General features: G+C 65.6%; 13 protein-coding genes. 7 read left to right on the top strand and 6 right to left on the bottom strand.

All coding sequences use genetic code 11. The features are described 5' to 3' along the window. Position 1 precedes the first annotated feature (1 nt). The 3 genes from PKE80_RS19050 (at position 2) to PKE80_RS19040 (ending at position 1,984) form a co-directional block, all read left to right on the top strand. Positions 2-415 (top strand): acyl-CoA thioesterase, encoded by a 414-nt coding sequence (locus PKE80_RS19050; RefSeq protein ID WP_271183855.1) that lies wholly within the window; start codon positions 2-4, stop codon positions 413-415. An 83-nt stretch (positions 416-498) separates the two neighbouring features. Continuing rightward, on the top strand, positions 499-1,488 hold the full coding sequence (locus PKE80_RS19045; protein WP_271183854.1) for a phosphatase PAP2 family protein: 990 nt from the start codon (positions 499-501) through the stop codon (positions 1,486-1,488). A gap of 73 nt (positions 1,489-1,561) precedes the next feature. Further along, positions 1,562-1,984 carry a hypothetical protein gene (locus PKE80_RS19040; RefSeq protein ID WP_271183853.1) on the top strand — a complete coding sequence of 141 codons (423 nt, stop codon included), beginning with the start codon at positions 1,562-1,564 and terminating at the stop codon, positions 1,982-1,984. A 67-nt stretch (positions 1,985-2,051) separates the two neighbouring features. Here the strand turns inward: PKE80_RS19040 and PKE80_RS19035 are convergent, their stop codons facing one another. Further along, entirely contained in the window at positions 2,052-2,234 is a 183-nt protein-coding gene (locus PKE80_RS19035) for a DUF3008 family protein (protein WP_271183852.1), read from the bottom strand. 71 nt (positions 2,235-2,305) lie between these two features. Continuing rightward, positions 2,306-3,193: an alpha/beta fold hydrolase gene (locus PKE80_RS19030; RefSeq protein ID WP_271183851.1), complete on the bottom strand. Its 888-nt coding sequence runs from the start codon at positions 3,191-3,193 to the stop codon at positions 2,306-2,308. A 219-nt stretch (positions 3,194-3,412) separates the two neighbouring features. Here PKE80_RS19030 and PKE80_RS19025 point away from each other — a divergent pair, with 219 nt between their 5' ends. Further along, on the top strand, positions 3,413-5,443 hold the full coding sequence (locus tag PKE80_RS19025) for a c-type cytochrome (protein ID WP_271183850.1): 2,031 nt from the start codon (positions 3,413-3,415) through the stop codon (positions 5,441-5,443). 106 nt (positions 5,444-5,549) lie between these two features. Next, complete coding sequence (locus PKE80_RS19020) at positions 5,550-6,686, top strand: Gfo/Idh/MocA family protein (protein WP_271183849.1); 1,137 nt, start codon at positions 5,550-5,552, stop codon at positions 6,684-6,686. A gap of 43 nt (positions 6,687-6,729) precedes the next feature. On the opposite strand, the gene PKE80_RS19015 is transcribed toward PKE80_RS19020, so the two are convergent. After that, on the bottom strand, positions 6,730-7,365 hold the full coding sequence (locus PKE80_RS19015; RefSeq protein WP_271183848.1) for a flavin reductase family protein: 636 nt from the start codon (positions 7,363-7,365) through the stop codon (positions 6,730-6,732). A 4-nt stretch (positions 7,366-7,369) separates the two neighbouring features. Next, on the bottom strand, positions 7,370-8,320 hold the full coding sequence (locus tag PKE80_RS19010) for a carbon-nitrogen hydrolase family protein (protein WP_271183847.1): 951 nt from the start codon (positions 8,318-8,320) through the stop codon (positions 7,370-7,372). Positions 8,321-8,437: 117 nt separating this feature from the next. Here PKE80_RS19010 and PKE80_RS19005 point away from each other — a divergent pair, with 117 nt between their 5' ends. Together PKE80_RS19005 and PKE80_RS19000 are read left to right on the top strand one after the other, a co-directional pair. Beyond that, positions 8,438-9,565: a cupin domain-containing protein gene (locus PKE80_RS19005; RefSeq protein WP_271183846.1), complete on the top strand. Its 1,128-nt coding sequence runs from the start codon at positions 8,438-8,440 to the stop codon at positions 9,563-9,565. A gap of 39 nt (positions 9,566-9,604) precedes the next feature. Beyond that, positions 9,605-10,528 (top strand): fumarylacetoacetate hydrolase family protein, encoded by a 924-nt coding sequence (locus tag PKE80_RS19000; protein ID WP_271183845.1) that lies wholly within the window; start codon positions 9,605-9,607, stop codon positions 10,526-10,528. A 241-nt stretch (positions 10,529-10,769) separates the two neighbouring features. Here PKE80_RS19000 and PKE80_RS18995 read toward each other — a convergent pair whose 3' ends face one another. Further along, the gene (locus PKE80_RS18995; protein WP_271183844.1) at positions 10,770-11,003 is read right to left on the bottom strand and encodes a hypothetical protein; all 234 of its coding nucleotides are present in this window, start codon (positions 11,001-11,003) and stop codon (positions 10,770-10,772) included. 344 nt (positions 11,004-11,347) lie between these two features. After that, on the bottom strand, positions 11,348-12,991 hold the full coding sequence (locus PKE80_RS18990; protein WP_271183843.1) for a flavin-containing monooxygenase: 1,644 nt from the start codon (positions 12,989-12,991) through the stop codon (positions 11,348-11,350). Positions 12,992-12,994 lie beyond the last annotated feature (3 nt).

Raw genomic sequence — 12,994 nt, 5'->3', positions numbered from 1 at the left:
GATGCCTTTCACCACCTCCACGCAAGTGCGCTTCGCGCATGTCGACCCAGCGGGGATCGTCTTCTACCCCCGCTACTTCGAGATGCTGAACGGCGCGGTGGAAGACTGGTTCGCGCAGGACCTCGGCATGGACTTCGCATCCATGCATCTGGAACACCACATCGGCGTGCCGACGGTGAAGCTGGACGTCGAATTCGTCTCGCCCAGCCGCCTCGGCGACCGGCTGGAGATGACCGTCACCGCCAAGCGGCTTGGTCGTACCAGCTGCGGGATCGAAGTCGTGTTCGCTGGTGAAGGCCGCGACCGCCTGCGCGCGCAAGTGGTGCTGGTATGCATGGACCTGAACGACCACCGCCCGGTCGAATGGCCCGTCCACGTGCGCGAAAGGATCGAGGCGGGGCTGGTTCCGGCCTGACCCACGCACAATTCCACTGGTTCATGGAGGCTTAAGCGGCGATAGGCTTCTCGTTCGCACTTATCGCCCAGGATCCACGACCAATGCAATCGACGCCGCCCCGGTGGGCCACGACCGTTCCCACTGGCACCGCGACGCCTGTTGCCGCGATCACTCCGGCGCTCGTGGAACTGCGCCGCTCCGGCCCGGCGATCCGGCCGCAGGTCTGGGGCGCGATGCTGCTGAGCCTTGCCGTCCTGACCGTGCTGATGCACCGGGCGCAACTCGTCATCGATCCGTGGCAGGCGGGCAATCGGCCATTCTACGCCGCCGGGCTGCTCGCCCTGCTCGCGCGCTTCGTCCTGCCCCGAACCAGTTGGCGCCATGCGCTGCCGCTCGCGCATTTCAGCGAGTACGCCGCGATCTTCACGATGATCTCGCTGATGGGCGCCACCGCCAGCTACCCGGTGGCGGCCCTGACCAGCGGCTATGCCGACGAACGGCTTCAGGCGATCGACGTGGCCATGGGGTTCGACTGGGTGAGCCTCTACCGCCTCGTCGCCGCGCATCCGGTGCTGCAGGCGGTGGGCACGGTGGTCTATCGCAGCATTTACGTCACTCCCGTAGTGCTGCTGTGGTGCGCGGCGCGGGACGGGCGGCATGACGAGGCCTATCGCTTCATCGCCGGGTTCTGGCTGGCCACGATCATCACCCTGCTGCTGTTCAGCCTGATGCCCGCCATCGGCCCGTTCTCCTACCTGTGGCATGCTGCGATCCCCTACATGCCCGAAAGCGAGCAGTGGCAGGAGGGCCTGATCCCGGCGCTAAGGGCCTATCAGGTTCACGTCGTTGATCTGGGCCACTTGCGCGGGATCGTCTCGGCGCCGAGTTTCCATACGGCGGCGGCGGTGCTCTACATCGCGGCGGGCTGGCGCATTCCAGCGCTGCGCTGGTGGATCGTTGGGCTCAATGCAGGGATGCTGCTGTCCACGCCGGTCGAGGGCACGCATTACCTGGTGGATATGGTGTTCGGCGCGGGGGTCGCAGGGATCGCCCTGTCGCTCATGGCCTGCCACCGGCGGCTGACGGCCTAGGCTGCGTGGACAAATTCGGACAGTCAGCGAACGCCCCGTTGCGGATGTTGGCCTATGAACAGATAAAGCTCAAATGAACATATCTTCTGAGCGTTTGCGTAAATGGGAGCCACTCAATGACCTACCCGAGCAAATGCTCGGCAGTGTCCATTTGTCGTCTGACGGCAGGACACTCCTAGCAACAGCCCAATACGACGACACAGTTGTGGCCTGCCCGGTGCGCCTCATGTTCGGAAGCATAGAGGCGGTTAAAGTTTATGAGGAATTCTCAGACCCGGCAATTTTCAGTCCTGCATCGTTAATGCCTGACCCGATCCTACGAGCAGTCCCTTGGCCTTTTCAGGAAGTCATAGGCTCAGAATGGATTGCCAGAGTATTGCTCAGAAACGGCGCGCTTTACGGCCGGGAGTGGCGGCATTTCGTCATAGTGACGTTGGACGTGACCGTGCATGTCATGACAGATTCTCCAGTAGAGGCTCAGCGATTGCTCGGCTGACCACCGGCAACTTACCACCCAAACGTGACCTCCACACACCGAGGCTTCATTCGTTTGACCGAAACAATCAGTGCTTGTGTTCGGGAAGGCCTTTGCGTTTGGTGGAGGCGAAATCCTCGAGTTGCCGTTCGGTCATGGACGCCGCCATTTCCTTCGAAGCGCCCTGAAGCTTCGACATGGGCATTTCGCCGCGCTTCGCGGACAGGGCGGCTCCGGCGGCTTTCTGCTGGGCTTTGGACCTTGCGGGCATTGCGGGTTCCTCGTTGATACCGGTTCCCTGTTCAATGCGCCGAGGTCCTCGCGGGATCCCGCGCGTGCGGATCAGGCGAAAAAGCGCACGAGTTCCAAGGCCGTCTCCTGCGGGTCGTCCTGCACCGGGAAGCCGCTCGCGTCCGAAAGCACCACGCTGCGCACATCGCGAAGATTTGCCTCTGCGGTCGGGCGATACTTGAGGAAGAACGTGTCGTGCCCGCCGTAAAGCAGCAGGGTGGGCGCGGTGATCCGGCGCATGAGTTCTACGAAATCGGTGTATGCGACGCCGCGTTCGTGCGGGCGGATCCAGCGTCCGGCCCGAGCGCGGCTGGCGTTCTGCTCGGCGCCGATGCGCTCGAAGTCGCGCAGACCGAAGATGTCGCGGGCCAGCCCCGGATCGCCGGGCAGAGGATCGCCCTCGGCGGTGAACATCGCGGCCTGGCCCTTTTCCTTGGCAGCGACCTGCTCGTGCGTGCTCGCCGGGCCGAGGACGCAGCATGGCAGGGCCAGCCGCCGCACGCGCTCCGGCGCGAGCGCCGCCATGGCGACTGCCACGCAGCCACCGAGCGACGTCCCCACGAGGTCGACCTGGGGCAGTCCCATGTCCTGAAGCGCGCCAAGCACCAGTGTCGCCGTTTCCATTACGGTCTGGACTTGCGGCGGTGTTCCCTGCCAGCGCGAGGCACCGTGGCCGGGCAAGTCGATGGCGATAACGCGACGACCACGCGCAAGCGCGGGTGCCACGTCGCGCCAGTCTGCGACCCAGCCGCCCAGCTTGTGCAGTAGGACTACGGGCAGCGCCGCGCCGTCCTCTCCCAGCGAGACGTAATGGAGTTCTCCCCCCGCGCGGCGCACCGTTCCGGCGCCGGTCCATGGCGCCGCCGGATACTGCGGCGGTTGCTCTCCTGCCTGCGCAGCGGCAGGCAGGGTGGCGAGGGCCGCTGCCCCAAGGGTCATGCCACCGGCAAACGCGCGTCGAGTGACCACCCGGGTCTCCTTGTTTCGATCCAGAGCGAGTGTCCGGAGCGGAACGCGCAAGGTCGAGCCGCCCTGCGGCTGCTATCCGCCTGACGACGACCGGAGCCTTTCGCGGCGTCCGGTCGATCCGGGCAAGGTTAGACCTTTGCGCTTTCTGGGCGGTCTGGGGCCGCGCGACCCGGCATGGAGCATTCCGGCATGAAGCATATCCTCGCAAGCTTTGCCGCCGGTACGGCGCTGCTGCTCGGCGGCTGCGGCGATCCGGCGCTGTCTCCGGCGGGCGTGGACAAGCTGACATATCACAACAGCGCCGGGCGCGAGGGCTGGAACGACCGGGAGAGGATGCTCACCCCGGCAGCAGTAGCGGGCGGACAGTTCGGTGAGATCTGGCAGTCGCCGAGGCTGGATTTCCACGGGAGCACGCCGCCGCGCCTGTTCGCCTCGCCGCTCTACGTCAGCGCGCTGGGCTTCGACGAGGGCGCGCAGGCGGGCCGGACGCTGCGCGTCACCTTCGTCGTATCCAGCACCGGCTATGCCTATGCCATCCACGCCGGGCAGCGGGCCGACCTTCCGGCTGGAACGATCCTGTGGAAGCGCAGGCTGACCGCCGACCCGTGCCAGGACGGCCAGTTCGGCAACCTCTCCACACCGGTGATTGACCGCGCCGCCAACCGGCTCTACGTCACCAGTTGCCGGGGCGACTGGACCTGGGACACCCATGCGCTGGACCTGCGGACCGGGGAGGAAGTTTCAGGCTGGCCGGTAGAGATCAGCCACCGCACCGTCACGGCGCAGGTCAACCGCAACGGCGTCAGCCGCTTCGTGCCGGGCCAAATCTACTACCAGCGCGGCGCTCTCAACCTGAGCCGCGACGGCGGGCGCCTTTACGTGGCGTTCGGGCCTGACCTTCAAGGCTTCCTCGTATCGGTGAATACCGCAAACCACCGGGTGGCGAGCGCCTTCTCCTCGATGCCGCGTGCGGACTTGCAGCAGGGCGGCATGTGGGGCGCGTCCGGCCCGGCGATCGACGCGCAGGGGCGCATCTATATCGCGACCGGGGCCAGCTTCCTTTCCGCCCTCGAGAAGCGTGGCATCCCGGGCGTATTCCCTGAAGTCGCGGGTGCCTGGGGGCAATCGATCCTGCAGTTCCGCGACGATCCCAAGGCTGGCCTGCGCCTGACGGGCACGTATTCACCGTTCAACTATTGCCAGACGGCCGCGTCCGACATCGACATCGCGGGGAGCGGCGCGGTCCTGTTCGACCTCGATCGCGGCAGCGCGGGCACGCCGCACCTGCTGACGCTGGGGGCGGGCAAGCAGGGCAACGCCTATCTGCTCGATCGCGATCACATGCCCGGCGGCACCCATAAGCGCCATGCCTGCAGCACCGATCCAGCGAGCGACGGCTCGCTCCTTGCGCCGAGCGTGCAGCCGGAACTGAAGTCGCGCGGTCCGGTGGTGGTCTTCGGTCCCTATTCCGACAGCATCGGTATGGTGAATTCCGCCAAGAGCCGCGCCACGCTGGCCCATTTCCGCAATCGCCTCGGCGAGCACTACCTGTTCCTTGCGGGCAGCGCCAAGACCGGCCCGGACTTCGGCACCAACGTGCCGCCCAGCCTCGTGCGGGTCCGGGTGGTGACACGCAAGAGCGAGCCGGCCTACCTCAAGGTTGACGGGCGCGAGATGACAGTGACGATGCAGAACCCCGGCTCGCCGGTGGTCTCCAGCAATGGCGGCGAGAACGGCGTGGTCTGGGTGCTGGACACCAATGTGCCGCGCAGCGTCGACATCTACCAGCCCGATGCCCCGGGCGCACGCCTCCATGCCTTCGACGCAAAGAGCCTGAAACCGCTGTGGCAGAGCGGCGATGCGCTGTTCACCTCGGGCAAGTACAACGAGCCAGCCGTAGTGGATGGCATGGTGCTGGTCGGCACCGACCGGCTGCAGGCATTCGGGCTGCGGGCGCCGGGAGCCGTGGCCCCGCAACTCCAGCATCCCGCCGCCGCCTCGGCCGCGAACGTGGGCAAGTCGCTGTTCGACGGGCGCTGCGCAGCCTGCCATTCGAAAGTCGGATCGGGAGCGCCGCCGGTCTCAGTGATCGCCGGATACGCGCAGGCGCAGATCGTCTATGCACTCAAGGTGGGCAAGATGAAGGAGATGGGCTCCGGCCTCGACGACGCGCAACTGGCGCAGATCGCCGCCTATGTCCACTCGACTTCTGCGAAGTAAGTGAAGACTTCTGCGAAGGTCGCAAACCTGTTCCCTGACAGCGCTGACACGGCTAGAGGTGCGGCCCCGCATCCGGCGGCCGCATGACCAAGAGCAGGAGAGTCCGTTGACCGTTTCCACCCGCAAGCCCCTGCGCGTTGCGATCCTCGGCGCCGGCATGATCGGCGAGATCCACCGCCGTGCGGCATTGCTGGCCGGTGTCGAACTGGTCGGCGTCATGGCGTCCTCTCCCGAACGGTCCGCCGCGGCGGCGGCGCAGTGGGGCACGCAGGCGATCGGCTCGCTGGAGGAACTGGCGGGGCTCGGCCTCGATGTCGTCCACGTCTGCAGCCCCAACAGCCTGCACGCAGCCCATGTCGAGGCGGCGTTGGCGGCCGGTGCCCACGTGATCTGCGAGAAGCCGCTGGCCGTCGGCACCGACGAGGCGCTGCATCTCCACACCCTCGCGGCCGAGGCGGGCAGGATCGCCACGGTACCCTTCGTCTACCGTTTCCATCCGCTGGTGCGCGAAATTCGCGCGCGGCGCGAGGCGGGCGAGTTCGGCGCGTGGCAATTGCTGCACGGCAGCTATCTGCAGGACTGGCTGCTCTCGCCGAACGCGACCAGCTGGCGTGTCGATGCATCGAAGGGCGGGCGCAGCCGGGCCTTCGCCGACATCGGCTCGCACTGGTGCGACCTCATGGAATTCGTGACCGGCGAGCGCATCGCCTCGGTCATGGCGGCGATGACGATCACCGTGCCGGAGCGTCCCGCAGTGTCGCAGGCCAGTTTCTCGGGCGGGGCGGCCACCGGGCCGCTGGTGAAGGTCGATACCGAGGACGCCGCGACCATCCTGTTCCGCACGGCGTCCGGCGTGCTGGGCAGCGCCGTGATCTCGCAAGTCTCGGCGGGCCGCAAGAACCGGCTGTGGTTCGAGTTCGACGGCGCGCACAAGTCCGCCGTCTTCGATCAGGAGAACCCCGAGACGGTCTGGCTCGGCACCGAGGATTCGGCCGAAACACTGTTCCGCAGCCCGGGCGCGGGCGCGGCCGACGCGCGCCGTCTTTCCAGCCTGCCGCCGGGCCATGCGCAGGGTTATGCCCAGTGCTTCGAGAACTTCGTTGCGGACACGTACGCTGCCGTGCGCGGGGAGGCACCTGCCGGTCTGCCGACGTTCGCCGACGGTCTGCGCTCGGCCCGCATCATCGACGCAGTGATCCGGTCGGCGGACACCAATGCCTGGGTCGACGTGCCCGCCGCCTGATGCGAGTGGCCTGCCGCGAAGGCGGCAGGCCATCCCCGTACCGTCAGGACTCGGCCTTCTCCGCGCTCCACTGCGCGAAGGTGGGGCGGGTCATCTGGAACAGGTCCGTGGTGCGCGCATACCAGCCCGCGCCGTGAACGCGCGCGACGAGGTTCATCGCCAGCGTATCGACATGCAGCTTCTCGGCATCGATGAAGGCGTCGTCGATATGGAAGCGCAGCACTTCGCCCAGCGCGATGGTGGTCTTCTCCGTCTCGACCGCCTCGTAGAGACGGCACTCCATCGCCACCGGCGCGGTCGCGATGCGCGGGGCGCCGATCACGCTGGAGGGCTGGGTCGGGATACCGGCCGCCGCCAGTTCGTCGAATTCGGGCGGGCCGTCGATGCAAGTGAAGTTCATCGCCGCACTGTCGGCCTCGGAGACGAGGTTCACCACGAATTCCCCGGTTTCGAGGATGTTGGCGGCGCTGTCCTTGTGCGTGCCGTCGGGGCGGCGCATCATGCCCAGCACGATCAGCGGCGGCTCGGCGCTCATCATGTTGAAGAAGCTGTAGGGCGCGGCATTGCGCAGCCCCGCGCCCGACACCGTCGTCACCCACGCGATCGGGCGCGGGGTGATGCTGGAGCCCATCAGCTTGTAGCGATCAGGGCCCGGTACTTTTGAAAAATCGAATTCCACTTGGCTATTCCCCCGAACGGGTGACCGCGCGGCGCGGTGCGACGTTGACCTTCAGTTCGAACACGTCGGGCCGTGCGTAGTGGCCGACGACGTCGAAGTCGTACTTGCCGCGCACCACCTGCGCCGGTTCGATATCGGCATAGAGGATCGTTTCGGCCGAATAGTCCGGTCCTGCAAGCACCGTGCCCAGCGGATCCACGATCATCGAGCCGCCGCGCAGCAGCACCGTCTCGGGATCGTCGCCCAGCGCGCAGTCATAGTCGGCCGGATAGGCGCCGCGCGTCACATGCTGGCAGGCGGAAAGCACGAAGCAGCGGCCCTCCAGTGCGATGTGCTGCATGGTCGAGGGCCAGGCGTCGCGGTCGTCGGCGGTGGGGGCGCAGTAGATGGAGATGCCCTGATCGTACATCGCCATGCGCATCATGGGCATGTAGTTTTCCCAGCAGATCACCGCGCCGACCTTGCCGAGGGGCGTGTCGAAGACCGGCAGCGTGGAGCCGTCGCCGAAGCCCCAGATCAGGCGTTCCGCGCCGGTCGGCATGAGCTTGCGATGCTTGCCGACGAGGCCCTTGTCGCCGTCGAAGAACAGCGCGGTGCAGTAGACGGTGCCGCCGTCCCGCTCGATCACGCCGATGACGACGAAGGCGCCGGTCTCGGCGGTGGCTTCGGCGAGCAGGTCCACTTCGGGGCCGTTCAGGTCGATCGCGGCTTCGTGATAGGCGCGGAAGTCCTCGCGTCCCTGCGGCTTGCGCATGCCGACAGGCGTGCCGAACGAGGCACCCTTGGGATAGCCGCCGAGGAACGCCTCGGGGAACACCATGAGCTGCGCGCCGCCTGCGGCTGCCTTGCGGATCAGACCAGCGGCCTTTTCGGCGGCGGCGAGAGAATCGGTCGGGATCGATGCGGCCTGGATGACGGCGGCCTTGAAGGGGGCTGCCTTAAACGATGCGGACATGCGGCGCTCCTTTGGAAAAGCACAGGGAATCTGCGGTTCACATAAGGGACAATAGTTGCATTTGACACTTTATTCAAATTATTTTAGGTCTGTAATATCTCGCAGATGGAGGCACCCATGGCCGATCAGAGCTACGACCAGTACCGTGAGGAAATGATCGGCCGCGCGAACGTGGCGGACACGCCCGCACTGGTGGCCTATTACGAGCGCCTGAAGCAGCTGGGCACCGGCGCGCTGTGGACCGTGGCGAACAAGATCGAACCGTGGGAACCGATCTCCACCTCGGTGCCGTACTTGTGGCGCTACAAGGACCTGCGCGACGACGTGATGAAGGCGCTCGACCTCGTCACGCCGGAGCAGGCGGGGCGCCGCGTCGTCTATCTGGAGAACCCCGGCCGCGCCGACGTGGTCGCCGCCGTGGGCTGGCTCTATTCGGGGCTGCAGGTGATGGGGCCGGGCGAGCTGGCCTCCAGCCACCGCCATTCTGCCTCCGCGCTGCGCTTCATCATGGAGGGCGAGGGCGCCTTCACCAATGTCGACGGGCACAAGATGACGCTGGGCGCGAACGACTTCGTGCTGACGCCCAACGGCACCTGGCACGAACATGGCGTCGCCGAGGGCGGCACCCCGTGCATCTGGCAGGACGGTCTCGACATTCCGCTGATGAACGCGCTGGAAGCCAACTTCTACGAGGTTCATCCCGATCTGCAGCAGGCGGTCTCCTACCCGGTCGACGATTCCACCGCGACCTGGGCGGGCACCGGCCTGCGCCCGGCAGGCATGGCGTGGTCCAAGCCCTATTCGCCGCTGTTCAAATACGAATGGGCGCCCACCTACGAGGCGCTGACCAAGTACGCTCGAGTCACCGACGGGTCGCCCTTCGACGGTGTGATGATGGAATACGTCAATCCGCATACCGGCGGTCCGGTGATGCAGACGATCGGCGCATCCATGCAACTGCTGCGCCCCGGCGAGCGGACGAAGGCCCACCGCCAGACCGGCAGCTTCGTCTACCAGTGCGCCAAGGGGAAGGGCTGGTCGATCATCAACGGCCAGCGCTTCGACTGGCAGGAACGCGACATCTTCGTGGTTCCCGCCTGGATGTACCACGAACACGCGAACGCCTCGGACAGCGAGGATGCCTGCCTGTTCACCTTCAACGACCTGCCCGTGATGCGCGCCCTTGGCCTCTACCGCGAGGAAGCGCTGGCGGAAAACGGCGGTCACCAGCCGATCCTGACCTGATTTTCAACTCAACACGATAACCTTCGGGGGAATAGCCCAATGCGTCTCGTTACTTACCGTGCCAATGTCGAAGCCGAAGCCCGGCTCGGCGCCCTCGTCTCCGGCTTCGGCGGCGATCTCGTGCTCGACCTCGAACTGTTCGGCGAGGAAATGGGCGTTCCCTTCCCCGCGACGATGCTCGAGTTCATCGACCTCGGCCCGCAGGCGGTCCTGATCGCCAGCAAGCTGATCGAGCAGGCCGAGGGCCTGTTCCCGCTGGGCACCGCCATCCCCTTCGCCAACGTCATCCTGCTTGCGCCGATCCCTCGTCCGCGCAAGAACATCTTCGGCATCGGCCTCAACTACACCGAGCACGTCGCCGAGAGCGCCAAGTCGCTCGACACCTCGCCCGAACTGCCGCGCCAGCCGGTGATCTTCTCCAAGCCGCCGACCTCGGTGATCGCGCCGGGCGAGCCGATCCGCCACAACGGCGAGATCACCCAGCAGCTCGACTGGGAAGTCGAACTCGCCGCGATCATCGGCACCAAGGCCAAGGGCGTCGCCCGTGAGGACGCGCTGAACTATGTGTTCGGCTATACCGTCTGCATCGACATGAGCGCGCGCGACTGCCGCCGTGCCGGCCAGTGGATCTACTCCAAGGGCCAGGACACTTTCGCGCCGATGGGGCCGGTCGTGGTCACCGCCGACGAGCTGGGCGATCCGCAGACCCTCGACCTCTCGCTCACCGTCAACGGCGTGACCAAGCAGTCGAGCAACACCGCCTTCATGCTGTTCAAGGTCGACGAACTGGTCGCCGACATCTCGAAGGGCATCACGCTTGAGCCGGGCGACATCATCGCCACCGGCACCCCGGCGGGCGTCGGCGCGGGCATGGACCCGCAGGAGTGGGTCTGGCCGGGCGACGTGATCACAGCGACCGTCGAGAAGATCGGCTCGCTGACCCACTCGGTCATCAAGGCCTGAACAGAGCTTCCCGAAAGGGGAGAACATCCTCCCTGACTTTCAAGCGGGGGCCTTTTCGAAGGCCCCCGTTTTTTCATGGCAGTCCGTCGTCGCGAACGCAGCGATCCGGAGCGTAAGCGTCCTCAGCTATATCCTCGTCATACCCGCGAAAGCAGGGACCCAGCTGATGCCGGTGCAACAGGAACCGTCAGGAGATGGGTTCCCGCCTTCGCGGGAATGACGATAAGGGTGGAAAGCGGTCCTACAGGTCCTGACGCCAAAGTGCCTTCGCCACGAAGGCCAATTCCAGCAAGCCGATGCTCACGAACACAGCGATAGCCGCATGGACTACGGGCGAACTGAGTTCGCCCAAAAAAACTCCAAAGACTGCGAAAATGCACCACGCGGGAAGCCCGATGCAAATCATGGCCAGTTTGAGCCATCTAGGTTGAAGCCGCCAAAGTCGCGTCTGCAAAGCTATTTCATGTTCGGCCATGGCCAGAACTTATGTCCGGCAGGCAATGGCCGCAATGGGGCGGTTTCGGATAGTCCGCTTTCCTACAAGCAGCGCTGTCCAATACACTGCGCCCATGCTCCATCCGATCGCGCCGCATCGCACAAGGTAGTGACACCTCTCCCGCACAAAAGCTGACACATCGACCGCCAAATGTGTCACCTTGCACCTCTAACGTGACACATTCCGGCCCAAAGTGACGCCCTTTCCCCCTTGACCGTGTAAACCGTGTAAACCTGCGTCACCTTGCAAGGCCCGAAACGACCACCGGCCCGCCTCCCCATCGGGAGCCGGGCCGGCAGCATCATTCCGGAAATGGCGAAGGGTCAGGCAACCGTTTCAGGAACCCCGGTCTTCTCGAAGACCATGCCGCGCCAGTCGTCGTCGGCGGCCTCCTGACAGGTTTCGCGGTAGGCCTTGAAGCCGCCGGTGTACATCGTCAGCCCGCGTGCCTTGCCCGCCACATTGGCGCCGGTGTACCAGGTGTTCGCCTTGCGCACCAAGGTGTTGAGCGAGAGTTCATGGACATGCTCCATCCACTCGTGCTCGGCCTCGGCGGTGGGTTCCATGGCGGTCAGGCCATTGCCGCGCATATGCTCGATCGCGCCGGCCAGCCAGTTCACGTTCTGCTCGTTGATGGTGAAGATGTTCGCCAGCGCCGAGGGGCCGTTAGGGCCGCAGACGATGAACAGGTTGGGGAAGTCCTTCATCATCAGGCCGAGGTAGGAGTGCGCGCCGCCCTTCCATTCCTCGTTGATCGTCTTGCCATCCCGGCCCACCACGTCGAACGCCATCAGCGCGCCGGTGAGGCCGTCATAGCCGGTGGCGAGGATCAGCATGTCCAGCTCGATCTCGCGGCTTGCGGTGCGCACGCCCTTCTCGGTCAGGCCGACGATCGGCTCCTTGAAGCAGTCGACGAGGCTGACGTGCTCCTCGTTGTAGGTCTCGTAGTAGTTGGTGTCGAGGCAGGCGCGGCGCGCGAAGATCGGGTAGCCGCGCGGCTTCAGCGTCTCGGCGGTGGCGGGATCCTTGACCACTTCGCTGATCTTGCCGCGCACGAATTCGGCGACCTGCTCGTTGGCCTCCTCGTTCTGCATGAGGTCGGAGAACGAGCCGAGGAACGTGTGGCCACCGTTCTGCCACGCCGATTCCATGATCTTCACGCGCTGCTCGGGCGGCAGGCTGAAATAGGGGCGCGTGGTCGCCGGGCGCACGCCGCCGAGCGGGCTGTTCTTCGCCGCCACGCGCATCGCCGGCAGGTTGCGCTTGATCTCGGCGGTGTACTCGTCGGAGTGCTTGTGGTTGCGCATCGGCATGGTGAAGCTGGGCGTGCGCTGGAACACGAAAAGCTCCTTCGCCTCTTGCGCCACAACCGGGATGATCTGGATGCCGGTGGAGCCGACGCCCACCACGCCCACGCGCTTGCCCTCGTAGCTCACCGGCTCCTTGGGCCAGCGGCCGGAGTAATAGAGTTCGCCCTTGAAGCTGTCGAAGTCCTCGAAATCCGGGCGCTTGGGTACCGAGAGCGGGCCGGTGGCCATGACGGCATAGGTCGCCTCGAAGGTCTTGCCGGTCTCGGTCCCGAAGGTCCAGACCTGCCGCGCCTCGTCGTATTCGGCCCGGCTGACGCGGGTGTCGAACAGGTAGTCCTTGCGCAGTTCATGGCGGTCGGCGACGAAGTTGATGTATTCGAGGATTTCGGGCTGGGCGGCGAACTGCTCGGACCACGACCACTCGGCATCGACTTCGGGCGAGAAGGTGTAGCAGTAGTCGATCGTCAGCAGATCGCAGCGCGCGCCGGGATAGCGGTTCCAGTACCAGACGCCGCCGACGTTGTCGCCCGCCTCGATGCCGAGCACCGAAAGCCCCATCTCACGCAGCTTGTAGACGGCGTAGAGACCGCCGATGCCCGCGCCGACGACGACCGCGTCGTACGTGCCGTCGACATGCTTGTTCGCAACTTCAACCATTTC

Origin of the sequence: Novosphingobium resinovorum, assembly GCF_027922145.1 — a bacterium.
Classification (GTDB): domain Bacteria; phylum Pseudomonadota; class Alphaproteobacteria; order Sphingomonadales; family Sphingomonadaceae; genus Novosphingobium; species Novosphingobium resinovorum.
This window is presented reverse-complemented; position numbering and strand designations above follow the sequence as displayed.

Bases quoted from the DNA above. Each gene is read 5' to 3' on its own strand.
- PKE80_RS19000 (WP_271183845.1), top strand. From the start codon at position 9,605: ATGCGTCTCGTTACTTACCGTGCCAATGTCGAAGCCGAAGCCCGGCTC.
- PKE80_RS18990 (WP_271183843.1), bottom strand. From the start codon at position 12,991: ATGGTTGAAGTTGCGAACAAGCATGTCGACGGCACGTACGACGCGGTC.
- PKE80_RS19035 (WP_271183852.1), bottom strand. From the start codon at position 2,234: ATGCCCGCAAGGTCCAAAGCCCAGCAGAAAGCCGCCGGAGCCGCCCTG.
- PKE80_RS19005 (WP_271183846.1), top strand. From the start codon at position 8,438: ATGGCCGATCAGAGCTACGACCAGTACCGTGAGGAAATGATCGGCCGC.
- PKE80_RS19045 (WP_271183854.1), top strand. From the start codon at position 499: ATGCAATCGACGCCGCCCCGGTGGGCCACGACCGTTCCCACTGGCACC.
- PKE80_RS19040 (WP_271183853.1), top strand. From the start codon at position 1,562: ATGAACATATCTTCTGAGCGTTTGCGTAAATGGGAGCCACTCAATGAC.
- PKE80_RS19030 (WP_271183851.1), bottom strand. From the start codon at position 3,193: ATGACCCTTGGGGCAGCGGCCCTCGCCACCCTGCCTGCCGCTGCGCAG.
- PKE80_RS18995 (WP_271183844.1), bottom strand. From the start codon at position 11,003: ATGGCCGAACATGAAATAGCTTTGCAGACGCGACTTTGGCGGCTTCAA.
- PKE80_RS19025 (WP_271183850.1), top strand. From the start codon at position 3,413: ATGAAGCATATCCTCGCAAGCTTTGCCGCCGGTACGGCGCTGCTGCTC.
- PKE80_RS19050 (WP_271183855.1), top strand. From the start codon at position 2: ATGCCTTTCACCACCTCCACGCAAGTGCGCTTCGCGCATGTCGACCCA.
- PKE80_RS19010 (WP_271183847.1), bottom strand. From the start codon at position 8,320: ATGTCCGCATCGTTTAAGGCAGCCCCCTTCAAGGCCGCCGTCATCCAG.